The organism is Massilia timonae (assembly GCF_001866515.1).
Lineage (GTDB): Bacteria > Pseudomonadota > Gammaproteobacteria > Burkholderiales > Burkholderiaceae_D > Telluria > Telluria timonae.
Genome location: NZ_JRYB01000001.1, coordinates 1,622,406 through 1,643,830, shown reverse-complemented (window position 1 = coordinate 1,643,830; position 21,425 = coordinate 1,622,406). Strand labels below are relative to the sequence as shown.

Sequence of the window (21,425 nt, the reverse complement as noted above, 5' to 3'; positions counted from 1 at the left end):
AAAACCGCACAACCATTGGGCAAACCATGCCCCGGCCTGGGGCGGATGCCGTATTTTCAGGCATAATGCGCGTTCCAATAGGGTGTTCATTTTCAGGGAGCCGCAATGGTTGTAGCCGTTTATCCAGGTACGTTCGATCCGCTGACCCGCGGCCACGAGGATTTGGTACGTCGCGCATCCGGGCTGTTCGACCGACTGGTGGTCGGCGTCGCCGACAGCCGCAACAAACGTCCGTTCTTCACGCTCGAAGAACGCCTGGATATCGCCAACGAAGTGCTTGGCCATTACCCCAATGTGCAGGTCGAGAGTTTCTCGGGCCTGCTCAAGGACTTCGTGCGCAAGCACGACGCCCGCGTGATCGTGCGCGGCCTGCGCGCGGTGTCCGATTTCGAGTACGAGTTCCAGATGGCGGGCATGAACCGCTACCTGCTGCCCGACGTCGAAACCATGTTCCTGACCCCGTCCGACCAGTACCAGTTCATCTCGGGCACCATCGTGCGCGAGATCGCCATGCTGGGCGGCGACGTGTCCAAATTCGTTTTCCCTTCGGTCGACCGCTGGCTGCAGCAGAAAATCGCCAGCATGGCGCAAGCGCCGAAGGCCTGATTCCCAGGACGTATCATGGCTTTATTGATTACCGACGACTGCATCAACTGCGACGTCTGCGAACCCGAATGCCCCAACGATGCCATTTCGATGGGCGAAGAGTATTACCAGATCGATCCGCACAAGTGCACCGAGTGCGTCGGCCATTTCGATGAACCGCAGTGCGTGCAACTGTGCCCTGTTGCCTGCATTCCGCTCAATCCGGAATGGCGCGAATCGCGCGAAGAACTCCTCATCAAGTATGAGCGCCTGACGGCCGACAAGGCCACGGCCTGATTCCCCCCAAGCCGGCGACTCTGCCGGCTTTTTGTTTCCCCGCCTCGATTTTCCTGACCGCATACCGGCTAGTCCGGCGTGCAGCGTTCGCACGTCCCTGAACGCCATCTTTTCATCCATCGCTACTCGTTCGTCCTGAGCTGCTACTCCCGGTCAAATTTCATCGGCGCTTTTTCGCGCTTGTTGGTCTGCTGTTTTCGCTTGTCCGCCTTATTACCATAAGTATCATTTTATATGATCTAGAATGTGAACTTTGTTTAACCTGCACTATTCATCAACCAAGTTACATTAAACTGCCGCTAATTTGGCACAATATTGGAAAATTCTCGTTCTAATCGAGAGCGACACACTACTCATCTATATTTCCTCAACATGCATCTAACGAACGTCATAATATACTCATCATCATATCAATTTACTTTTCATCGACCTCTTTCGAAACCCACTATTTTAACTCTTTGTGAACTTTGTTAAATTAAAAGACCGAGAAAAGCCCGGTAACGCAAAGTCACCGGGCGTGAAGCGACATCCGGGCGTTTTTCAGAGGGAAAAGAAGATGTGCCGCCGTGGCGGCGTACGACGGAGGGCAGGGACGAAAAAAAACGCGGTGTCCGTTGCCGGAGACCGCGTCAGGGGGAATCAGGTAATGATCAGTGGCGGATGCCCATCGCACGCACCTCGGCGGCGTCCACCGGATCCAGGCTGGCCAGCTTGCGCTTGAGCGCCAGCGCCTCGTCCAGCGCACGGCGCGCGGCCTGTTCAGCCTTGCTGCGGCGTGGACGTACGGTCAGGTACAGGGCGCGGCCGATGCCGACCAGCAGTGGGCGGAAAAACAGGACGAAGCCAGCCAGCAAGGCAAGATACACGGTGGTGCTGAACACCTGGCCGTAGGGCACGGCGGCGGCAGCTTGGACTAGGGTGGCAGTAGAAGACATGATAGGCTCGTTCTGTTATTGTTGAGAACTATAGTGCGTCGCAACATATAAATCTAATTCCGTTCACTGATGGCACTTATACTGTTTGTGAATGATTTGGAGTACACTACGCGTACCCCTGTCTTCACAACAGTTTTCTCCTTGATCCCATGAGCTTTCTGACGCTTGACCTGAATCTGCTGCGCGTATTCGACGCGGTGATGACCGAGCAAAACCTGACCCGCGCCGCCGGCCACCTGGCCATGACCCAGCCCGCGGTGTCGAATGCGATCAAGCGACTACGAGAAAGCCTGGGTGACGAGCTCCTGATCCGCACCGCCTATGGCGTCAAACCGACCCCGCGCGCCGAAGCCTTATGGCCGGCCGTGCGCCAGGCCCTGGCGGCGCTGGAAGCGGCGGTGATGCCGGAAACCTTCGACGTCTCCAAGGCGCAGGCGACCTTCCGCATGGCGATGGCCGACGCCACCGCCGCGCTGTGGCTTCCTTCCCTGATGCGTTCGATCGAGCGCGAAGCGCCGGGCGTGAACATCCGCATGGTGCCGCTGACGACGCGCGAACCGCGTCCGATGCTGTTGCGCGGCGATATCGACCTGGCGGTCGGCTTCTTCCCCGGCGTCGCGGCCCAGCTGTCGTACGAAACCGGTTCGCCGATCCGCCACGAGCGCCTGTATTCCGGCGTCTATGTGTGCGTGATGCGCAAGGACCATCCGCTGGCCAAGGAAAAGCTCGATCTCGACACCTATTGCAAGGCGAATCACTTGCTGGTGAGCTTCTCCGGCCGTGCCCACGGCCTGGTTGACGAGGCGCTGGCCCAGCTCGGCCGCGAACGCCGTATCCTCTTGACCGTGAACCAGTTCTTCACGGCGGGCAGGGTAGTCGCGAACTCCGACCTGATCACCGTGCTGCCGAAGCACTTGATGGTCTCGACCGGCATGACCGACGTGCTGATCTGGAAGGAACTCCCGTTGCAGCTGCCGGCCGTCCACCTGGACATGCTGTGGCATGAGCGCGACGGCCGCAGCCCGGCGCATCGCTGGCTGCGCAAGAACCTGGAATCGATGGCCGAAAGCGCCTCCAAGACCGGCGTGCGCAAGGTCGTCTGACAGCGCCAGCACAAGTCGCGACGAAGCAAAATGCTTCACGTGAAACAAAACGGCCAGGCAAATGCCTGGCCGTTTTATTGATGCGCTGGCTTGTGATCAGCGGATCGGCAGCTTGGTCGTATTCTTGACTTCTTCCATCACCGCATAGGTGTGCGTCTCGCGCACGCCTTTCTGCAGCAGCGTCTTGCCCAGGAATTCGCGGTAGGCCGCCATGTCTTTCACGCGTGCCTTGACGAGGTAGTCGAAGCCGCCGGCCACCATATGGCATTCCAGCACCTCGGGAATCATCTGCACGCTCTGCTTGAACGCATCGAAGACTTCGGGAGTGGTACGATCGAGCACGACCTCGATGAAGACCAGCAGCGACACGTCGAGCAGTTGCGGATTGAGCTGGGCCGTGTAGCCCATGATATAGCCCGACTCGTGCAGTTTGCGCACACGCTCGAGGCAGGCCGCCGGCGACAGATTCACGCGCGCCGCCAGCTCCACATTGCTGATGCGGCCGTCATTCTGCAGCTCGGCGAGGATCTTTTTGCTGATCTTGTCCAACATCGGGTGTCTCCCGTTAATTTTATTCGGTCAGATTGTCGCATCAAAAACTATCTATTGCTAGTATCGATTAAAAGCAGAATTAATCCAGAAGAAATCCTTCTACAATCGAATCATTTCCACCGACGTACAAACCGCGCCGACCACCATTTGTGGGACGGCGCTTTTGCTGTGCGGTGCCCTTCGTTGTGACTTTTTCTTTTGACTAGATAGCCATGCAGATCGCTGCTTCCCCGGCCTCCACCTTCGTTCCCTTCGACGCCCTCCACGCTGAAACCAAGCGCGAGCAAACGCTACTCCGCGCCGCCATCACCGCCGCCTACCGCCGTGATGAAACCGAGGCCGTGCAATGGCTGCTCGCGCAAGGCGCCACGCCGAGCGCGGATGCCCAGCCGCTGGCGCATCGCCTGGTGTCGAGCGTGCGCGAAAAGCGCACCCGCGCCTCGGGCGTCGATGCGTTGATGCACGAGTTCTCGCTGTCGTCGGAAGAAGGCGTGGCCCTGATGTGTCTGGCCGAAGCGCTGCTGCGCATCCCGGACAGCGAGACCGCCGATCGCCTCATCGCCGACAAGATCAGCCGCGGCGACTGGCGCAAGCACTTGGGCGAATCGCCGTCGCTGTTCGTCAATGCCGCAACCTGGGGCCTGCTCATCACCGGCAAGCTGGTCTCGACCAATAGCGAGCAGGGTCTCGGCTCGGCGCTCACGCGCCTGATCGCGAAGGGCGGCGAACCGCTGATCCGCAAGGGCGTCGACATGGCGATGCGCATGCTGGGCAACCAGTTCGTCACCGGCCAGACGATCGACGAAGCGCTGAAGAACAGTCGCGACAACGAGACGCGCGGCTATCGCTACTCTTACGACATGCTGGGCGAGGCGGCGCTGACCGAAAGCGACGCCAAGAATTATTACGCCTCGTACGAAGCCGCCATCCACGCGATCGGCAAGGCCTCCAATGGCCGCGGCATCAAGGATGGCCCCGGCATCTCGATCAAGCTGTCGGCGCTGCATCCGCGCTACAGCCGTGCGCAGTATGCGCGCGTGATGGGCGAGCTGCTGCCGCGCGTACGCAGCCTGGTCCTGCTGGCCAAGACCTACAACATCGGCATCAATATCGACGCCGAGGAAGCCGACCGCCTCGAGATCTCACTCGACATGCTCGAAGCGCTGGCATTCGACCCCGACCTGGCCGGCTTCGAAGGCATCGGCCTGGTGGTGCAGGCGTATCAAAAACGCTGCCCGTTCGTGATCGATTACCTGGTCGACCTGGCCAAGCGCAGCGGCCGCAAGTTCATGGTGCGCCTGGTGAAGGGCGCCTACTGGGACGCCGAGATCAAGCGCGCCCAGGTCGACGGCATGCCCGGCTATCCGGTCTATACGCGCAAGGTGTACACCGACGTCTCTTATCTCACCTGCGCGCGCAAGCTCCTGGCGGCGGCCGACGTGCTGTATCCGCAGTTCGCCACCCACAACGCGCACACGCTGTCGGTGATCTACACCTGGGCCAAGCAGGACAACGTCAGCAACTACGAATTCCAGTGCCTGCACGGCATGGGCGAGACGCTGTACGACCAGGTCGTGGGCAGCAAGAACCTGGACAAGGCTTGCCGCATCTACGCGCCGGTCGGCTCGCACGAAACCCTGCTCGCCTACCTGGTGCGCCGCCTGCTGGAAAACGGCGCCAACTCCTCGTTCGTGAACCAGATCGTCGACGAGAACGTGGCGATCGACACGCTGCTCACCGATCCGTTCGACGTCGCGCGCGCCAGCGGCGGCAAACCGCATCCGGCGATCGCGCTGCCGCTCGACATGTTCGGCGCCGAGCGCAAGAATTCAAGCGGCATGGACCTGGTCAACGAAGACGTCCTGGCCAAGGTGGCGATGGGCCTCGCGCAGCAGCGCCAGCACGTCGCCGGCCCGCTGATCGCCGGATCAAGCGACGCCGGCGTGCCTGCCAACGTGATCAACCCCGCAATGTCGAGCGATATCGTCGGCCAGGTGAGCGAAGCCTCGCGCACCGACGTCGAAACCGCCCTGGCCGCGGCCAGCGCCTTCGCCGCCGAATGGGCCGCCACCGCCACCCATGAACGCGCCGCGATCCTCGAGCGCACCGCCGCTTTGTTCGAACAGAACGGCGTCGAGCTGATGGCCCTGGCCGTGCGCGAAGCCGGCAAATCGCTGCCGAACGCGATCGCCGAACTGCGCGAAGCGGTCGACTTCCTGCGCTACTACGCGGTGCAGATCCGCGGCTCGAGCAAGGCCGAGGCACTGGGCCCGGTCAGCTGCATCAGCCCGTGGAACTTCCCGCTGGCGATCTTCACCGGCCAGGTAGCCGCCGCCCTGGCGGCCGGCAACGTGGTGCTGGCCAAGCCGGCCGAGCAGACCCCATTGATCGCCTGCCGCGCGGTGGAGCTGTTCCTCGAGGCGGGCACCCCGCGCGCCGCGTTGCAGCTGCTGCCGGGCCGCGGCGAAGTGGTCGGCGCCGCCCTGACGGCCGATAGCCGCATCAAGGGCGTGATCTTCACCGGCTCGACCGAAGTCGCCCAGCTGATCAACCGCACCCTGGCCAAGCGCGCCGAACAGGAAGGCATCGACATCCCGCTGGTGGCGGAAACGGGCGGCCAGAACGCGCTGATCGTCGATTCCTCGGCGCTGCCGGAACAGGTGGTGCAGGACGTCCTGAGCTCGGCCTTCGACTCGGCCGGCCAGCGCTGCTCGGCGCTGCGCGTGCTGTTCCTGCAAGAGGACATCGCCGACAAGACCATCAAGATGCTCAAGGGCGCGATGCAGGAACTGCGCGTGGGCAGCCCGGACCGCCTGGCGACCGATATCGGCCCGGTGATCGACGCCGAGGCCCAGCGCAACCTGCTGGCCCACATCGAGCGCACCAGGGCCACGGCGCGCAGCCACTTCGCGCTCGAGCTGCCGGCCTCGGTCGTCGCTGCAGGCACCTTCGTGCCGCCGACCGTGCTCGAAATCGCCTCGCTGGCGGAGCTCAAGCAAGAGGTCTTCGGCCCGGTGCTGCACATCGTGCGCTATCGCCGCGCCGAGCTGCCTGCGGTGATCGATGCGATCAACGCCACCGGCTATGGCCTGACCCTGGGCGTGCATTCGCGCATCGATGAAACCATCAACACCATCGTCAACCGCGCCCACGTCGGCAATATCTACGTCAACCGCAACATCGTCGGCGCGGTGGTCGGCGTGCAGCCGTTCGGCGGCGAAGGCAAGTCGGGCACCGGTCCGAAGGCCGGCGGCCCGCTCTACCTGAAACGCCTGCAACGCGGCGCGACGCCCTTGATGGAACACGTGCGCCAGCCCGAAGCGGCGCTCGAAGCCCTGATCGGCTGGCTGCGCACGGCTGGCCAGCAGCCGGTGGCCGCGCTGGCCGAAGGTTACGCGCGCACCTCGCTCAATGGCGTCTCGATGGACCTGCCCGGCCCGACCGGAGAGAGCAACCGCCTGTCGTTCACGCCGCGCGGCGCCGTGCTGTGCGCGCCGGCTACTTCCGCCGGCCTGCTCAATCAGCTGGCGGCGGCCCTGGCTACCGGCAACCGCGCGCTGGTGCTGGCGCCGACGCCTGAGTCAATTCCAGCCAACCTGCCGGCGGCGGTGAAGGAACGCGTGCGCTTCGTGGGCAAGGAAGAGATCGACGCGGCCGACGTCGCGATCGCGCTGGTCGAAACCGGGCTGGCCGGCCTGCTGCGCACGCAGCTGGCGGCGCGTCCGGGCGCGATCGTCGGCATCGTCGACACCGACGCCCTGGTGCCGGTGGACCTGTGGCGCCTGGTCGCCGAGCGCGCGGTCTGCGTCAACACGACGGCCGCTGGCGGCAACGCAAGCCTGATGACCCTGGGCCTGTAAGAATAACCGTAACGTGGGGTGGGCGGGTTTCCCGCCCACGCGTTCAACAATCAATACATCAGCAGGAGAGTCAGCAGCACCACATCACAACAGGAGACAACCATGCTTGTAGGCGTTCCAAAGGAAATCAAGAACCACGAATACCGCGTCGGCCTCACGCCGGCGTCCGTGCACGAACTGATAACACGCGGCCACCAGGTGATCGTCCAGCAAGACGCTGGCAGCGAGATCGGCCTCGACGACGCGCATTACACCGCGGCCGGCGCCACCATCGTCGACAGCGCCCAGCAAGTCTTCTCACGCGCCGACATGATCGTCAAGGTCAAGGAGCCGCAAGCGCTTGAGTGCGCGATGCTGCGCGAAGGCCAGATACTCTACACCTACCTCCACCTCGCTCCGGATCCGGAGCAAACCGCGGCCCTGGTCAAATCGGGCGCCGTTTGCATTGCCTATGAAACCATCACCGGCCCGGGCGGCGGCTTGCCCCTGCTTGCGCCGATGAGCGAAGTCGCGGGACGCATGGCGATCCAGGCCGGCGCCGCCCACCTCGAAAAATCCCGGGGCGGCATGGGCCTGCTGCTGGGCGGCGTGCCCGGCGTGGCGGCCGGCCACGTGGTCATCATCGGCGCCGGCGTCGTCGGCGCCAACGCGCTTCAAATGGCGGTCGGCACCGGCGCGCGCGTCACGGTGCTCGACAAGAACGTCGACCGGCTACGCCAGCTCGACCTGGTGTTCGGCAACCGCATCTCGACCCTGTATTCCAACGCCCATGCGCTCGAGGAAGCGGTCGTGAGCGCCGACCTGGTGATCGGCGGCGTGCTGGTGCCGGGCGCCGCGGCGCCGAAGTTGGTCACGCGCGCCATGGTGGCGCGCATGAAGAAGGGCGCGGTGGTGGTCGACGTGGCGATCGACCAGGGTGGCTGTTTCGAAACTTCGCACCCAACGACGCACGCCGATCCGACCTTCGTGGTCGATGGCGTGGTCCACTACTGCGTCGCGAACATGCCGGGCGCGGTGGCGCGCACCTCGACCTTCGCCCTGAATAACGCCACCATCGGCCATGCCCTGGCGCTGGCGAACAAGGGCTGGCGGCGCGCGCTGGCGGACGACGTCCACCTACGTCATGGCTTGAACGTCTGCCAGGGCAAGGTGACCTTCGAGGCTGTCGCCCAGGCCCTCGGCTACGACTACATCCCCGCCGACTCGCTCCTGGGCTGAAGCGGCGCTTCCACCAGATGCCGGCACAGGCGCCTGGTGATGTGGAAAGCATATTGCGCGGCCACCGACTTCACGAAGCGCATGAAGTCGTGGGCCGCGTTTTCATTGGCGTTGTCCGATACCGCGCGGATGACGGCGAACGGCACATCCAGTTCGTGACATACCTGCGCCACCGCGGCGCCCTCCATCTCCACCGCCACCAGCCCGGGCAGGGCGCCATTCAAGGCATCGATGCGCAGGCGGTCGTTGACGAACTGGTCGCCGCTGGCGATCAGGCCGCGATGCACGCGCGGCTGCGCCAGGCCGAAAGCCTGTCTCTCGGTCTCGGAGATCGTCTCCAGAAAGTCGCATTCCAGGAAGGCATGGGCGGCGCCGGACAGGCGCAGCGACAGCTGCTGGTCTGGCTGGAAATGCGTCCGACCCGTGAGCGGCACCTCGAAACGCGGGAACAGGGGACTGGCATCCATATCGTGCTGGACCAGCGATTCGGCCACCACGATGTCGCCGACACGGATCGTTTTATCCCCGGCGCCGGCAACGCCCGTGAAGAGGATGTGCGTAACTCCGAACTTTTCCACAAGCGTTGTCGCCGTCATCGCAGCGGCAACCTTGCCAATACGCGATAAAACGCACACAGCGTCGATTTCCCACAGTCGTCCGACCCAGAACTCGCGTTTGCCGTGGATGAGCTTGGCGGGCCCTTCCATGGCTTCCACGAGGCCTGCCTGTTCTTCGTGCAAGGCGCTGATGATCCCTAGACGCATGTTTTTTTGATAGTGAGTGTGTAGAGACGTTGTGCACCCAGGCGGCCATTCAGATCGGCAACTGTGCATAAGGGACGGATTGTACACAGCTTCCATCGCATGCAGTCCTTGAATTGCAACGATCGTGGTTCTTGCTGGAAGAGGTGAACGACCTTTTCTGGAAGACGCTTTTTTGCCTGCGCTGTGTTTGCTTATTTAATTAAGAGATATGTATACAAGGTTGATAGTAGTAGGTAAACGCGACGTTCTCTGTGGATAAGACCGGTTTACTCCACAGTATCAACGGTTTACGACGTCGTTTACGCGCTGGAAAAAGCTTGCGTTCGGCTTGCACGGTTCTTGGACAACAAATCGGCAGTAGGAAAAAGCCGCTGTTCTGCACATCTGATGCTGTGGATATGCAGCGGCTTTTCCACAGCCGGATCCTTGTCACTGCTGTTCGGCAGGCATTGTTGACGGCACAGGTGCATGTTCTATGACCAGGGACCAGTGCGTTACCACGGTGTTTTTGTACGCCATACATTGGTTGCAGCTTTTTGGGTGGTGCAGAGCCAGCAGCGATGGCGTTTCCTTAGATTGTTATAGCCAAAAGCTTGTATACAAAATGATAGTAGTAGTAAACGCCTGCCGCTTTGTGGATAAAACCGATTTTTTCCACAACATCAAGGGTTTACGATCGCGTTAACCCGCTGGAAAACGCTTGTGCCGGCGCTGTAGGAAAGTTGGATAGAAATTGCTCGCCTGGACAAGACAGGGGTTTCTGCACATTCCATCCTGTGGATATTCATTCGGTTTTCCACAGAGGCCGGCATTCTGCCGGCGTGGGTGGCCCTGGCGAGCAAGGTGCGAGCGCCTGCAGTCGGGATGGCCGGGAGCGTCGGCTAGCGTGATATCGCTTCCCGGATTTGCCACACTCGACCAAAAATTTTTTTTTCGCGGGCTCGCCAGGTTTACAACCAATATCTGTATACAACGCTGATAGTAGTGGTTAACGGTCGCAGGTTTCTGTGGACAACCCGATTAAAGAATGAGAAATCAGGGATTTATGCCACGGATAAGTCCGTGCACTGCTGAGCTAACTGCTTGGTGGCAAATCTGAACAAGATTTTTGCCTGTGCAAAAAATCTGAGTTTTGCACAAACGATACCTGTGGATATCAAGTAGCTTATCCACAGATGGGGTTTGGACAGGCGTTTACGTTCTGGTAAGCTGTTTCCCATCGAACTGAGGTACAGGGGAACGCATGGATGTCGTGTCGCGGTACGCCAGGGTCAATGGTTTGAACATGCATTACGTGACTGCCGGTGAGGGCCCGCCAGTCCTGCTCCTGCATGGCTTTCCGGATACCCATGCGGTTTGGCGGCGCCAGATCCCGGCCCTGGCCGCAGCTGGTTTCCAGGTCATCGCTCCCGACCTGCGCGGCTACGGCAAGACCGATATGCCGTCCGATGTCAGCGCCTATGCAGTCGAATTCGTGGCCGATGACGTGCTGCAGCTGATGGATGCACTGGGTATCGCCGAGGCGACGGTCGTCGGTCACGACTGGGGCGCGCAGATCGGCTGGCACCTGGCCATGCATGCGCCGCAGCGTGTCAGCCGTTATGCGGCGCTGTCGGTCGGCCACCCGAAGGCGCTCGCCAAGTCGGGTCTCGCGCAAAAACTGCGCTTCTGGTACATGGCAGTGTTCATGACGCCGGTCATGGCCGAGATGCTGTTGAGGGCAGGTGATTGGGCGGCGCTGCGCGCGATGAACCGCAGCCGCGAACAGCAGCAACTCTGGATCGATGCGCTGGCGCCGCAAGGCCGGCTGACTGCGGCCCTGAATTACTATCGCGCCAATCTGAAGGCTTCCGGCGGCAAGCGGTGGAAGCCGGTCGACGTGCCGGTGCTGGGCGTCTGGAGCGAGCACGATCCCGCATTGCGCGAGCAACAGATGCTGGACACGCGCGAACAATGCCGCGCCGGTTTCGCGTATGCGCGGATCGACGGCGTGGGCCATTGGCTGCAGCTGTCGGGCGCCGACCGGCTCAATGGGCTGCTCATCGATTTCGCAAGATCGCAGGCGGCGGTCACGCCGGCATAGCCTGAGCGGGGAAGGGCGGCGCTGTGTCAGTACGGCTTGCTTGCCGTACAATATTGGCTCTGCGCTTCCCCTGAAAGTCTCCCATGATCGATGTAGTCTGGCTCGGCGGCGCCGCCTTCGCCGCCGGCCTGGTCGACGCCGTTGTCGGCGGCGGCGGCCTGATCCAGCTTCCCGCCATGTTCTCCCTGTTGCCGAAAGAAGCGCCGGCGACTATCCTCGGCACCAATAAACTCGCAGCGATCTTCGGCACCGGTTCGGCCGCCGTCAGCTACGCGCGTCGGGTACGGGTCGCGTGGAGCACCGCCGCGCCGGCCGCCATCGCCGCGTTTGCCCTGTCTTTCGTCGGCGCCTGGACCGTGACGCGGGTGCCGGCCGATTTCGTGCGCGCGCTGCTGCCTTTCGTCCTGGTGGCGGTCGCCGTGTACACTTTCATGAAGAAGGATCTCGGCGCGGTGCATGCCCCGCTGCACAGCGGGATGGCCGAGCGCTACTGGGCGATCGGCATCGGCGCCGCCATCGGTTTTTATGATGGCTTCTTTGGACCGGGCACCGGCAGCTTCCTGCTGTTCCTGTTCGTACGCTTCTTTGGCTTCGATTTCCTGAGCGCCTCGGCCGCGGCCAAGGTCGTCAATGTCGCCTGCAATTTGTCGGCCCTGATGTGGTTCGGCTACAGCGGCCATTTGCTGTGGCAGCTGGGCTTGCTGATGGCAGGATGCCAGATCGTCGGTTCCTTGATCGGCACCAGGCTGGCCTTGAAGCATGGCAGCGGGTTCGTGCGTAAGCTGTTCCTGCTGGTCGTGTCGGCGCTGGTTGTAAAGACAGCTTACGACTCGTTCACAAAGCTGGGCTGGTAGGTCTTGTTCCACGTGAAACATCAAAGCCGGGTTGCTACCCGGCTTTTTTTTGCTCACTGTTCCACGTGAAACACCCTAGTGAGAACTGAAGAGCAAGGTTTCACGTGAAACAAAATCTGTCGTTTTCAGACCCTTGCAGAGTCCAGCAGGAAAAAAGAATCTATAATCGCGCATTAGTCTCCTCGCTCCACACCCCATCATGCTATTTCCTACTGAATTCGACGTCATCGTCGTCGGCGGCGGCCATGCCGGAACCGAGGCCGCACTCGCGTCCGCACGCACCGGTCAAAAGACCCTGCTGCTGACCCACAATATCGAAACCCTCGGCGCCATGTCTTGCAATCCGTCGATCGGCGGCATCGGCAAGGGTCACCTGGTCAAGGAAGTCGACGCCCTTGGCGGCGCCATGGCCATCGCGACCGACGAGGCGGGCATCCAGTTCCGCATCCTGAATTCGTCCAAGGGCCCGGCCGTGCGCGCCACCCGCGCCCAGGCCGACCGCGTGCTGTACAAGGCGGCGATCCGCGCACGCCTGGAAAACCAGCCGAACCTGTGGCTGTTCCAGCAGGCGGTCGACGACCTGATGGTGGAGGGCGACCGCGTGGTCGGCGCCGTGACCCAGGTCGGGCTCAAGTTCCGGGCCCGCGCCGTGGTGCTCACCGCCGGCACTTTCCTGGACGGAAAGATCCACGTCGGCCTGCAGAACTATTCGGGCGGCCGCGCGGGCGATCCGCCGGCCACCTCGCTGTCGGCGCGCCTGAAGGAACTTAAGCTGCCGCAAGGCCGCCTCAAGACGGGCACGCCGCCGCGCATCGATGGCCGCAGCATCGACTTCTCGGTGCTGACCGAACAGCCGGGCGACCTCGACCCGGTGCCGGTGTTCTCGTACATGGGCAATGTGGCGATGCATCCGCGCCAGGTGCCGTGCTGGGTGACGCATACCAATGAGCGCACCCACGACATCATCCGCGCCGGCCTGGATCGCAGCCCGATGTACACCGGCGTGATCGAAGGCGTCGGCCCGCGCTACTGCCCATCGATCGAGGACAAGATCCACCGCTTCGCATCGAAAGAGTCGCACCAGATCTTCCTCGAGCCGGAAGGCTTGACCACCAATGAGTTCTACCCCAACGGGATCTCGACCAGCCTGCCGTTCGACGTCCAGCTGGAGCTGGTGCGCTCGATGCGCGGCATGGAGAACGCCTTCATCCTGCGTCCCGGCTATGCGATCGAATACGATTACTTCGACCCGCGCGGCCTGAAGGCCTCGCTGGAGACGAAGGCGATCAAGGGCCTGTTCTTCGCCGGCCAGATCAACGGCACCACCGGCTACGAGGAAGCCGCAGCCCAGGGCCTGCTGGCTGGCCTGAACGCCGCGCTGCAAACCCAGGGCAAGGATGCCTGGACGCCGGGCCGCTCCGAAGCCTACCTCGGCGTGCTGGTCGACGACCTCACCACGCAAGGGGTGGCCGAGCCCTACCGCATGTTCACCAGCCGCGCCGAGTACCGCCTGTCGCTGCGCGAAGACAACGCCGACATGCGCCTGACCGACATCGGCCGCCAGCTGGGCGTCGTCGACGACGCGCGCTGGCAGGCGTTCGAGACCAAGCGTGAATCCGTCGCCCGCGAACTGGAGCGCCTGAAATCGACCTGGGTCAACCCGCGCATCCTGGCCGCCGCCGAATCGGAACGCGTCGTTGGCCAGGCGCTCGAGCGCGAATACAACCTCGCCGACCTGCTGAGAAGGCCGGGCGTCGAATACGACACCCTGATGACGATGCAGGGGAACGAGGGCCAGCCGCTGGCCGGCCCCGGCGTCGAAGACCCGGCGGTAAAGGAGCAGGTGGAAATCCAGCTCAAGTATTCGGGCTACATCGATCGCCAGGCGCGTGAAGTCGAGCGTCATGACCACTACGAAAACCTGAAGCTGCCCGAGAACCTGAATTACCTCGAGATTGCCGCGTTGTCGTTCGAGGTGCGTCAGAAGCTCGACAAGCAGCGTCCCGAAACCCTGGGCCAGGCTTCGCGCATCTCTGGCGTGACCCCGGCGGCGATCTCGCTGCTGCTGGTGCACCTCAAGAAGCGCGGCGTGAAGGGCTTTGCCCCGACCACCTCGGAGGCGGCGCAATGAAATATGCGTTCGACCGCGATGCGCTGGCCAGGGTGCTGGCCGATGGCATCGCCGAAATGGGCCTCGACGTGAGTTTGGCCCAGCAGGGCAAGCTGATGGCCTACCTGCAGCTGATGCACAAGTGGAATGCGGTGTACAACCTCACCTCGCTGCGCGATCCGATGCAGATGGTGACCCACCACCTGCTCGATTCGCTGGCCGCGGTGCCGGCATTCGCCAATGCGCGCAATGTGCTGGACGTGGGCGCAGGGGGCGGATTGCCGGGCATCGTGCTGGCCATTACCCGGCCCGACATGAAAGTGGCGATGATCGACACCGTGCACAAGAAAACCGCCTTCCTCACGCAAGTGAAGGCCGAACTGGGCCTGGCCAACGTGATCGTGCACACGATGAAGGTGCAAGACCTGGCCGTGAGCGACAAATTCGACGTCATCACCTCGCGCGCTTTCGCCGACCTGTCCGACTTCGTCAACTGGTCGGGGCACCTGCTGCAAGAGGGCGGCAAATTCATCGCCCTGAAAGGGGTGGCGCCAAGCGAGGAACGCGAACGGCTGCCCCAGGACTGGAAAGTGACGGGTTTGCAGCCGCTGCAGGTGCCAAGGCTGGGCGCAGAGCGGCACCTCGTTTTCATCGAGCGAACCTAGTAAACAATATTAACTGTATAAACCGTTTATATCGTTTATTCAGTATGAATCATTTAAACGGTTTGTACGGTATGAACGATATGGCGTCTTGTAGCCGCTTTCAGGAAAGAGAATAGATGGCGAAGATTTTTTGCGTTGCGAACCAGAAGGGTGGGGTAGGCAAGACCACCACCTCCGTCAACCTGTCGGCAGGCCTGGCAAAGCTGGACCAGCGCGTGCTGCTGGTCGACCTCGACCCGCAGGGCAATGCGACCATGGGCGCGGGCATCAACAAGGCCGCGCTCGAGTCGTCGATCTACCAGGTGCTGCTGGGCGAGTCGGACGTGGCCGGGGCCCGGGTGCGCTCCGAGGCCGGGCGCTTAGACGTGCTGCCCGCCAACCGCGAGCTGGCCGGCGCCGAAGTCGAGATGGTGTCGCTCGAAAACCGCGAGCGCCGTCTGAAGGACGCGCTGGCCGCGGTCGACGCCGACTACGATTTCATCCTGGTCGACTGCCCGCCCGCGCTGTCGCTGCTCACGCTCAACGGCCTGTGCGCCGCGCATGGCGTGATCATCCCGATGCAGTGCGAGTACTACGCGCTCGAGGGTCTATCGGACCTGGTCAACACGATCAAGAAGGTGCACGCCAACCTGAACACCGACCTCAAGATCATCGGCCTGCTGCGGGTGATGTTCGACCCGCGCATGACCTTGTCGCAGCAGGTCTCGAACCAGCTCGAGCAGCACTTCGGCGACAAGGTGTTCAAGACCATCATCCCGCGCAACGTCCGCCTGGCCGAAGCGCCGTCCTACGGCATCCCGGGCGTGACCTTCGATCCTTCGTCGAAAGGCGCGCAGGCGTACATCGCCTTCGGCGCGGAAATGGTCCAGCGCATCAAGACCATGTAATCACCAGAAGAGCTGACACAACAATGGCAACCAAAAAACTCAAGGGACTGGGCCGCGGGCTCGACGCCCTGCTCGGCGGCGACATGGACGCCGCGCCCGCCGCAAGCAATCTGCCTTCGGTCCTGGCGGTCACCCAGATCCAGGCCGGCAAGTACCAACCGCGTACCCGCATGGATGAAGTGAGCCTGTCGGAGCTGGCCGCCTCCATCAAGACCCAAGGCATCATGCAGCCGGTGCTGGTGCGTCCGCTGCCGGCGGGCAGCAGTACGCCGTACGAGATCATCGCCGGCGAGCGGCGCTTCCGCGCGGCGCAGATGGCGGGCCTGGAAGAGATCCCGGTGCTGGTGCGCGACGTCGACGACCAGGCCGCCGCGGCCATGGCCCTGATCGAGAACATGCAGCGCGAAGACCTGAACCCGCTGGAAGAAGCGCAGGGCATCCAGCGCCTGATCTCGGATTTCAATTTCACGCACGAGCAGGCGGCCGGCGCGGTCGGCCGCTCGCGCAGCGCGGTGTCGAACCTGCTGCGCCTGATCAACCTGGCGCAGCCGGTGCAGACCATGCTGATGGCGGGGGATATCGACATGGGCCATGCCAGGGCCCTGCTGGCGGTCGACAGCGCGAACCAGATCGCGCTGGCCAACCACGTGATCGCCCGCCGCCTGTCGGTGCGCGAGACTGAGAAGCTGGTCGCGCGCGCGCTCGAAGAGCAGGACGCTCCGGCCCAGCCGGCGCGCGCCAGGGACAAGCCGGGCGACATCGTGCGCCTCGAAGAAGAACTGTCCGACAAGCTGGCGACGCCGGTGCTGTTCAAGATGGGCGCCAAGGGCAGGGGCCAGATGATCATCGACTTCGCCGACCTGGATATCCTGGAAGGTGTGCTCGCGCGTCTGCGCGCGTGAAAAACAGGGACGCCACCTGCTCGGATGGGGTGGCGTCGCAGGGGGCGCCGGCTATCGCGTCGACCACCTTGTGCGCGTTAGCGCTACCAACTCTCGTGCCGTCCGGTCCGCTTCAGCAGCTACGTACAACAGCGCAATTGTCACATCACCCCCTATACACCATTTGAGCGTAAGTAGCTGAAAATATTGCGCTATCAGTCGGCATCGTGTCACATTTTCGCCAACTATTCGTCCCAGTTATAAGTGTGGAATCGTTTGACTCACGTCCGTATAACCACTTATAATTCCGGCGATTCTTGTAATTATCACCTCGTAGTACGTCCAAAATGCGCTAGCGCAAGAGCTAAAAGAATATGCTACGCATCGTTTCCCTGCAGTTGATAGCAACGGTAGTCGTCGGCCTGATCGCCGCACTACTGGGGGGACGGGCTGCGATGTTTTCGGCTGTACTGGGCGGTTTGTGTTGTGTCGTGCCCAACGGGATCATGGCAGTGCGCTTGTTCGCCGCGTCCGCGTCTGGAACGGCAACTCCCGCGACATTTTTCATCTGGGAATTTGTAAAGATTGCATTAACGCTGGCGCTTTTAGGCGCAACTGCGTGGCTGTATCACGATCTAAATTGGCTGGCACTGGTTGCTGGGATCATCGTGGCACTGAAAAGTTACATCATCTTATTATTTAGGCAATGACAACATGGCGACTCCAGTAGACGGCGCAGCGCACGCGCCCACCGCTTCAGAATACATCGTTCACCACCTGGGCCACCTGAAGAACCAGTATCAGGTGGGGCCGGTCGACTTTTCGGTCATCCACTACGATACCCTGTTCTGGTCGATCGCGATGGGCCTGACCGCCTGCCTGCTGATGTGGGCCGCCGCGCGCAAGGCGACGTCGGGCGTTCCCGGCCGTTTCCAGGCCTTCGTCGAAATGATGTTCGAAATGGTCGACGACCAGGCCAAGACCATCGTGCACGGCGACCGCAGCTTCATCGCTCCGCTGGCACTGACCGTGTTCGTCTGGATCGTCCTGATGAACGCACTGGACTTGCTGCCGGTCGACATGTGGTCCTGGCTGTTCGCCGCCTTCGGCGTCGAGCACATCTTCCCGTATCACCGCGTGGTCCCGACCGCCGACCTGAATGCGCCGATCGGCATGTCGCTGGGCGTGCTGCTGCTGATGGTCTACTACGGCATCAAGATCAAGGGCTTCGGCGGCTGGCTCCACGAATTGTTCGCAGCACCGTTCGGCATCTGGATGGCGCCGTTCAACCTGCTCCTGAACCTCATCGAATACGCAGCAAAAATGGTGTCGCTCGGTATGCGACTGTTCGGCAACATGTTTGCCGGCGAACTGCTGTTCCTCTTGATCGCACTGCTGGGCGGGACCGCGACGATGTTCGGTTTCATCGGCCACGTGATTGCCGGTTCCATCTGGGCGATCTTCCACATCCTGATCGTGATCCTGCAGGCATTCATCTTCATGATGCTGACGCTGGTTTACCTCGGTCAGGCTCACGAAGGCCACTGATCGAAGCCGCAAGCATCGAGTGAATGTGGTTGTAAAGAAGTTGTAGTTTTTAATTTAGTTTTTAATTTAACTTTTGGAGTTTTTCATGACTGACCTTTCTTTTGTTGCACTGGCTTGCGGTTTGATCATCGGTCTGGGCGCAATCGGCGCTTGTATCGGTATCGCTCTGATGGGCGGTAAATACCTGGAAGCTTCTGCACGTCAGCCAGAACTGATGAACACCCTGCAGACCAAGATGTTCCTGCTGGCTGGTCTGATCGACGCGGCATTCCTGATCGGCGTTGGTATCGCCATGCTGTTCGCGTTCGCTAACCCGTTCGTTCCAGTCTAAGACTCGCCTCTCGAGGTCTTGAAGGGCCGAACCAGTTTCTGGTTCGGCATCCGTGTTTCTAAGAAGGATAAACCCGTGAACCTTAATTTCACCTTGGTTGCACAGCTGGTGGTGTTCTTCATCCTGGCGCTGTTCACGATGAAATTCGTGTGGCCGCCGCTGATGAAGGCGCTCGACGAGCGCGCTGCGAAGATCGCGAGTGGCCTGGCCGCTGCCGATCGCGGCAAGGCCGACCTGGCTGCCGCAGAAAAGCGCGTCCAGACCGAACTGGCTGGCGCCCGTGACGAAGTACAGAAGCGTATCGCCGACGCCGAAAAGCGCGCTGCAGCGATCATCGAAGAAGCGAAGAAAACCGCCGCCGAAGAAGGCGCACGCATCGTCGCCGCTGCCAAGGCCGACGCCGAGCAGCAAGTGACCCGCGCGCGCGAAGAACTGCGTGGCCAGGTTGCAACCCTCGCGGTTGCCGGCGCCGAGCAGATCCTGAAGCGCGAAGTGAACGCAGCGGCTCACGCCGACCTGCTGTCGAAACTGTCGACCGAGCTCTGATCATGGCTGAACTCGCAACCGTCGCCCGCCCTTACGCCGAAGCGCTGTTCCGTGTCGCCCAATCCGGCGACATGAACGCGTGGTCGGCCATCGCGTCGGAACTGGGCCAGATCGGCGCCATTCCCGATGTGCAGGCCTTCGCCAGCAACCCGAACGTCACGCAGGCACAACTGGCGGACACGATTGCGTCGCTGGTCAAGGCTCCGCTGAATGCTGAAGCGAAGAACTTTATCGCGATGCTGGCCGAAAACGGCCGCATCAACCTGCTGCCCGAGATCAGCACCCAGTTCGCGATCCTGAAGAACGCGAACGAAGGCGCAGCCGACGCGACGATCTTCAGCGCGTTCGAGATTTCGGCCGACCAGCTGACCCAGCTGGTCGCCACGCTGGAAAAGAAATTTGGCCGCAAGCTGAACCCAACGGTGACAGTGGATCCCTCGCTGATCGGTGGTGTGCGCGTGGTCGTCGGCGACGAAGTGCTCGATACCTCGGTCCGCGCCAAGCTGCAACGGATGCACGTTGCGCTGGCGTCGTAATCGATAGTGTGCACTCGCATCGGCCGACGTCCCGCCCTTGCCCTACGCATCAAGAAACTATAATTGGAGTTAGCTAGCATGCAACTTAACCCATCTGAAATCAGCGAGCTGATCAAGAGCCGGATCCAGGGCCTGGAAGGCTCTGCAGACGTCCGCAACCAAGGCACCGTGATCTCGGTCGCCGACGGTATCTGCCGCATCCACGGTCTGTCGGACGTGATGCAGGGCGAGATGCTGGAATTCCCAGGCAACACCTTCGGCCTGGCGATGAACCTCGAGCGCGACTCGGTCGGCGCCGTCATCCTGGGTGCTTACGAGCACATCTCGGAAGGCGATACCGTCAAGACCACCGGCCGCATCCTGGAAGTGCCGATCGGTCCTGAACTGCGTGGCCGCGTGGTCAACGCACTGGGCCAGCCGATCGACGGCAAGGGTCCGATCGCCACCACGCTGACCGCTCCGATCGAAAAGATCGCGCCAGGCGTCATCGCGCGTGAATCGGTGTCGCAGCCTATGCAGACCGGCATCAAGTCGATCGACGCGATGGTGCCGATCGGCCGTGGCCAGCGTGAGCTGATCATCGGCGACCGCCAGACCGGTAAATCGGCTGTCGCAGTCGACGCGATCATCAACCAGAAAGGTCAAGGCGTCACCTGCGTGTACGTCGCGATCGGCCAGAAGGCATCGACCATCAAGAACATCGTGCGTTCGCTGGAACAGCACGGCGCGATGGAATACACCATTGTTGTCGCAGCATCGGCGTCGGAATCGGCCGCCATGCAGTACATCTCGGCCTACTCGGGCTGCGCAATGGGCGAATACTTCCGCGACCGCGGCGAAGACGCGCTGATCGTCTATGACGACCTGTCGAAGCAAGCTGTCGCTTATCGTCAAATTTCGCTGCTGCTGCGCCGCCCACCAGGCCGCGAAGCTTACCCAGGCGACGTGTTCTACCTGCACAGCCGTCTGCTCGAGCGCGCAGCCCGCGTGAACGCCGACTACGTCGAGAAGTTCACCAACGGCGCCGTCACCGGCAAGACCGGTTCGCTGACCGCACTGCCGATCATCGAAACCCAGGCAGGCGACGTCTCGGCCTTCGTGCCGACCAACGTGATTTCGATTACCGACGGCCAGATCTTCCTGGAGACCTCGCTGTTCAACGCCGGTATCCGTCCTGCGATCAACGCCGGTATCTCGGTGTCGCGCGTCGGTGGCGCCGCCCAGACCAAGGTCATCAAGGGCCTGTCGGGCGGTATCCGTACCGACCTGGCGCAGTACCGTGAACTGGCTGCGTTCGCGCAGTTCGCATCGGACCTGGACGAGTCGACCCGCAAGCAGCTGGACCGCGGCGCGCGCGTGACCGAGCTGCTGAAGCAGCCGCAGTTCTCGCCGCTGTCGACCTCGCTGATGGCCGCATCGCTGTTCGCCGTCAACAAGGGCTACCTGGACGATATCGAAGTCAAGAAAGTGCTGCCGTTCGAGCAGGGTCTGCATGGCTTCCTGAAGTCGGGCCACGCCGCCCTGCTGTCGAAGATCGACGAAACCAAGCAACTGGACAAGGACGGCGAAGCTGCGCTGGCCGCCGCCATTGCTGATTTCAAGAAATCCGGCGCATATTAATTGATGGACCGGCGCCAACCGAGGTTGGCGCCGGTGCCCGGAAGGAGTAA

Annotated in this window: 20 protein-coding genes; 17 read left to right on the top strand and 3 right to left on the bottom strand. The window is 61.9% G+C overall.

Going from position 1 to position 21,425, the window contains the following annotated elements:
* The first annotated feature begins 105 nt into the window (after positions 1-105).
* Together coaD and LO55_RS07115 are read left to right on the top strand one after the other, a co-directional pair.
* Positions 106-606 (top strand): pantetheine-phosphate adenylyltransferase, encoded by a 501-nt coding sequence (gene coaD, locus LO55_RS07120; RefSeq protein ID WP_005664073.1) that lies wholly within the window; start codon positions 106-108, stop codon positions 604-606.
* Between the two features lie 15 nt (positions 607-621).
* On the top strand, positions 622-882 hold the full coding sequence (locus LO55_RS07115; RefSeq protein WP_071360959.1) for a YfhL family 4Fe-4S dicluster ferredoxin: 261 nt from the start codon (positions 622-624) through the stop codon (positions 880-882).
* 650 nt (positions 883-1,532) lie between these two features.
* Here LO55_RS07115 and LO55_RS07110 read toward each other — a convergent pair.
* Positions 1,533-1,817 carry a hypothetical protein gene (locus tag LO55_RS07110; RefSeq protein WP_005664069.1) on the bottom strand — a complete coding sequence of 95 codons (285 nt, stop codon included), beginning with the start codon at positions 1,815-1,817 and terminating at the stop codon, positions 1,533-1,535.
* Between the two features lie 149 nt (positions 1,818-1,966).
* Between LO55_RS07110 and LO55_RS07105 the strand changes: the two genes are divergently transcribed.
* Positions 1,967-2,920 (top strand): LysR family transcriptional regulator, encoded by a 954-nt coding sequence (locus LO55_RS07105; RefSeq protein WP_005664067.1) that lies wholly within the window; start codon positions 1,967-1,969, stop codon positions 2,918-2,920.
* 96 nt (positions 2,921-3,016) lie between these two features.
* Here LO55_RS07105 and LO55_RS07100 read toward each other — a convergent pair whose 3' ends face one another.
* Entirely contained in the window at positions 3,017-3,472 is a 456-nt protein-coding gene (locus LO55_RS07100) for an Lrp/AsnC ligand binding domain-containing protein (protein WP_005664065.1), read from the bottom strand.
* 212 nt (positions 3,473-3,684) lie between these two features.
* Here LO55_RS07100 and putA point away from each other — a divergent pair, with 212 nt between their 5' ends.
* Entirely contained in the window at positions 3,685-7,332 is a 3,648-nt protein-coding gene (putA, locus tag LO55_RS07095) for a trifunctional transcriptional regulator/proline dehydrogenase/L-glutamate gamma-semialdehyde dehydrogenase (protein WP_071360958.1), read from the top strand.
* Positions 7,333-7,434: 102 nt separating this feature from the next.
* A complete protein-coding gene (gene ald / locus LO55_RS07090; RefSeq protein ID WP_071360957.1) occupies positions 7,435-8,550 on the top strand; it encodes an alanine dehydrogenase in 1,116 nt (371 codons plus the stop codon).
* On the opposite strand, the gene LO55_RS07085 is transcribed toward ald, so the two are convergent.
* Positions 8,520-9,314 (bottom strand): 5'-methylthioadenosine/adenosylhomocysteine nucleosidase, encoded by a 795-nt coding sequence (locus LO55_RS07085; RefSeq protein WP_071360956.1) that lies wholly within the window; start codon positions 9,312-9,314, stop codon positions 8,520-8,522. The genes ald and LO55_RS07085 overlap by 31 nt on opposite strands.
* A 1,243-nt stretch (positions 9,315-10,557) precedes the next feature.
* On the opposite strand from LO55_RS07085, the gene LO55_RS07080 reads away from it, so the two are divergent.
* The 12 genes from LO55_RS07080 (at position 10,558) to atpA (ending at position 21,375) form a co-directional block, all read left to right on the top strand.
* Entirely contained in the window at positions 10,558-11,397 is an 840-nt protein-coding gene (locus tag LO55_RS07080) for an alpha/beta fold hydrolase (RefSeq protein WP_071360955.1), read from the top strand.
* Positions 11,398-11,480: 83 nt separating this feature from the next.
* Positions 11,481-12,251, top strand: coding sequence for a sulfite exporter TauE/SafE family protein (locus tag LO55_RS07075; protein WP_071360954.1), 771 nt, complete (start codon positions 11,481-11,483; stop codon positions 12,249-12,251).
* 199 nt (positions 12,252-12,450) lie between these two features.
* Entirely contained in the window at positions 12,451-14,382 is a 1,932-nt protein-coding gene (mnmG, locus tag LO55_RS07070) for a tRNA uridine-5-carboxymethylaminomethyl(34) synthesis enzyme MnmG (protein ID WP_071360953.1), read from the top strand.
* Complete coding sequence (gene rsmG, locus LO55_RS07065; protein WP_071360952.1) at positions 14,379-15,026, top strand: 16S rRNA (guanine(527)-N(7))-methyltransferase RsmG; 648 nt, start codon at positions 14,379-14,381, stop codon at positions 15,024-15,026. The genes mnmG and rsmG overlap by 4 nt, the downstream gene beginning before the upstream one ends.
* A 116-nt stretch (positions 15,027-15,142) precedes the next feature.
* Complete coding sequence (locus LO55_RS07060) at positions 15,143-15,913, top strand: ParA family protein (RefSeq protein WP_071360951.1); 771 nt, start codon at positions 15,143-15,145, stop codon at positions 15,911-15,913.
* A 23-nt stretch (positions 15,914-15,936) separates the two neighbouring features.
* Entirely contained in the window at positions 15,937-16,815 is an 879-nt protein-coding gene (locus LO55_RS07055; RefSeq protein ID WP_071360950.1) for a ParB/RepB/Spo0J family partition protein, read from the top strand.
* A 353-nt stretch (positions 16,816-17,168) separates the two neighbouring features.
* Positions 17,169-17,504 (top strand): ATP synthase subunit I, encoded by a 336-nt coding sequence (locus LO55_RS07050; RefSeq protein WP_071360949.1) that lies wholly within the window; start codon positions 17,169-17,171, stop codon positions 17,502-17,504.
* A 4-nt stretch (positions 17,505-17,508) separates the two neighbouring features.
* A complete protein-coding gene (gene atpB, locus LO55_RS07045; RefSeq protein ID WP_005664043.1) occupies positions 17,509-18,342 on the top strand; it encodes a F0F1 ATP synthase subunit A in 834 nt (277 codons plus the stop codon).
* 85 nt (positions 18,343-18,427) lie between these two features.
* The gene (atpE, locus tag LO55_RS07040) at positions 18,428-18,673 is read left to right on the top strand and encodes a F0F1 ATP synthase subunit C (RefSeq protein ID WP_005664041.1); all 246 of its coding nucleotides are present in this window, start codon (positions 18,428-18,430) and stop codon (positions 18,671-18,673) included.
* A 75-nt stretch (positions 18,674-18,748) separates the two neighbouring features.
* Positions 18,749-19,219: a F0F1 ATP synthase subunit B gene (locus tag LO55_RS07035; RefSeq protein ID WP_005664039.1), complete on the top strand. Its 471-nt coding sequence runs from the start codon at positions 18,749-18,751 to the stop codon at positions 19,217-19,219.
* Between the two features lie 2 nt (positions 19,220-19,221).
* Entirely contained in the window at positions 19,222-19,755 is a 534-nt protein-coding gene (locus tag LO55_RS07030; protein ID WP_071360948.1) for a F0F1 ATP synthase subunit delta, read from the top strand.
* Positions 19,756-19,833: 78 nt separating this feature from the next.
* Positions 19,834-21,375 (top strand): F0F1 ATP synthase subunit alpha, encoded by a 1,542-nt coding sequence (gene atpA, locus LO55_RS07025; RefSeq protein WP_005664034.1) that lies wholly within the window; start codon positions 19,834-19,836, stop codon positions 21,373-21,375.
* The last annotated feature ends 50 nt before the right edge of the window (positions 21,376-21,425 follow it).

Excerpts from the sequence above, each read along its gene's own strand:
- coaD (WP_005664073.1), top strand. The coding sequence starts at position 106 with ATGGTTGTAGCCGTTTATCCAGGTACGTTCGATCCGCTGACCCGCGGC.
- LO55_RS07115 (WP_071360959.1), top strand. The coding sequence starts at position 622 with ATGGCTTTATTGATTACCGACGACTGCATCAACTGCGACGTCTGCGAA.
- LO55_RS07110 (WP_005664069.1), bottom strand. The coding sequence starts at position 1,817 with ATGTCTTCTACTGCCACCCTAGTCCAAGCTGCCGCCGCCGTGCCCTAC.
- LO55_RS07105 (WP_005664067.1), top strand. The coding sequence starts at position 1,967 with ATGAGCTTTCTGACGCTTGACCTGAATCTGCTGCGCGTATTCGACGCG.
- LO55_RS07100 (WP_005664065.1), bottom strand. The coding sequence starts at position 3,472 with ATGTTGGACAAGATCAGCAAAAAGATCCTCGCCGAGCTGCAGAATGAC.
- putA (WP_071360958.1), top strand. The coding sequence starts at position 3,685 with ATGCAGATCGCTGCTTCCCCGGCCTCCACCTTCGTTCCCTTCGACGCC.
- ald (WP_071360957.1), top strand. The coding sequence starts at position 7,435 with ATGCTTGTAGGCGTTCCAAAGGAAATCAAGAACCACGAATACCGCGTC.
- LO55_RS07085 (WP_071360956.1), bottom strand. The coding sequence starts at position 9,314 with ATGCGTCTAGGGATCATCAGCGCCTTGCACGAAGAACAGGCAGGCCTC.
- LO55_RS07080 (WP_071360955.1), top strand. The coding sequence starts at position 10,558 with ATGGATGTCGTGTCGCGGTACGCCAGGGTCAATGGTTTGAACATGCAT.
- LO55_RS07075 (WP_071360954.1), top strand. The coding sequence starts at position 11,481 with ATGATCGATGTAGTCTGGCTCGGCGGCGCCGCCTTCGCCGCCGGCCTG.
- mnmG (WP_071360953.1), top strand. The coding sequence starts at position 12,451 with ATGCTATTTCCTACTGAATTCGACGTCATCGTCGTCGGCGGCGGCCAT.
- rsmG (WP_071360952.1), top strand. The coding sequence starts at position 14,379 with ATGAAATATGCGTTCGACCGCGATGCGCTGGCCAGGGTGCTGGCCGAT.
- LO55_RS07060 (WP_071360951.1), top strand. The coding sequence starts at position 15,143 with ATGGCGAAGATTTTTTGCGTTGCGAACCAGAAGGGTGGGGTAGGCAAG.
- LO55_RS07055 (WP_071360950.1), top strand. The coding sequence starts at position 15,937 with ATGGCAACCAAAAAACTCAAGGGACTGGGCCGCGGGCTCGACGCCCTG.
- LO55_RS07050 (WP_071360949.1), top strand. The coding sequence starts at position 17,169 with ATGCTACGCATCGTTTCCCTGCAGTTGATAGCAACGGTAGTCGTCGGC.
- atpB (WP_005664043.1), top strand. The coding sequence starts at position 17,509 with ATGGCGACTCCAGTAGACGGCGCAGCGCACGCGCCCACCGCTTCAGAA.
- atpE (WP_005664041.1), top strand. The coding sequence starts at position 18,428 with ATGACTGACCTTTCTTTTGTTGCACTGGCTTGCGGTTTGATCATCGGT.
- LO55_RS07030 (WP_071360948.1), top strand. The coding sequence starts at position 19,222 with ATGGCTGAACTCGCAACCGTCGCCCGCCCTTACGCCGAAGCGCTGTTC.
- atpA (WP_005664034.1), top strand. The coding sequence starts at position 19,834 with ATGCAACTTAACCCATCTGAAATCAGCGAGCTGATCAAGAGCCGGATC.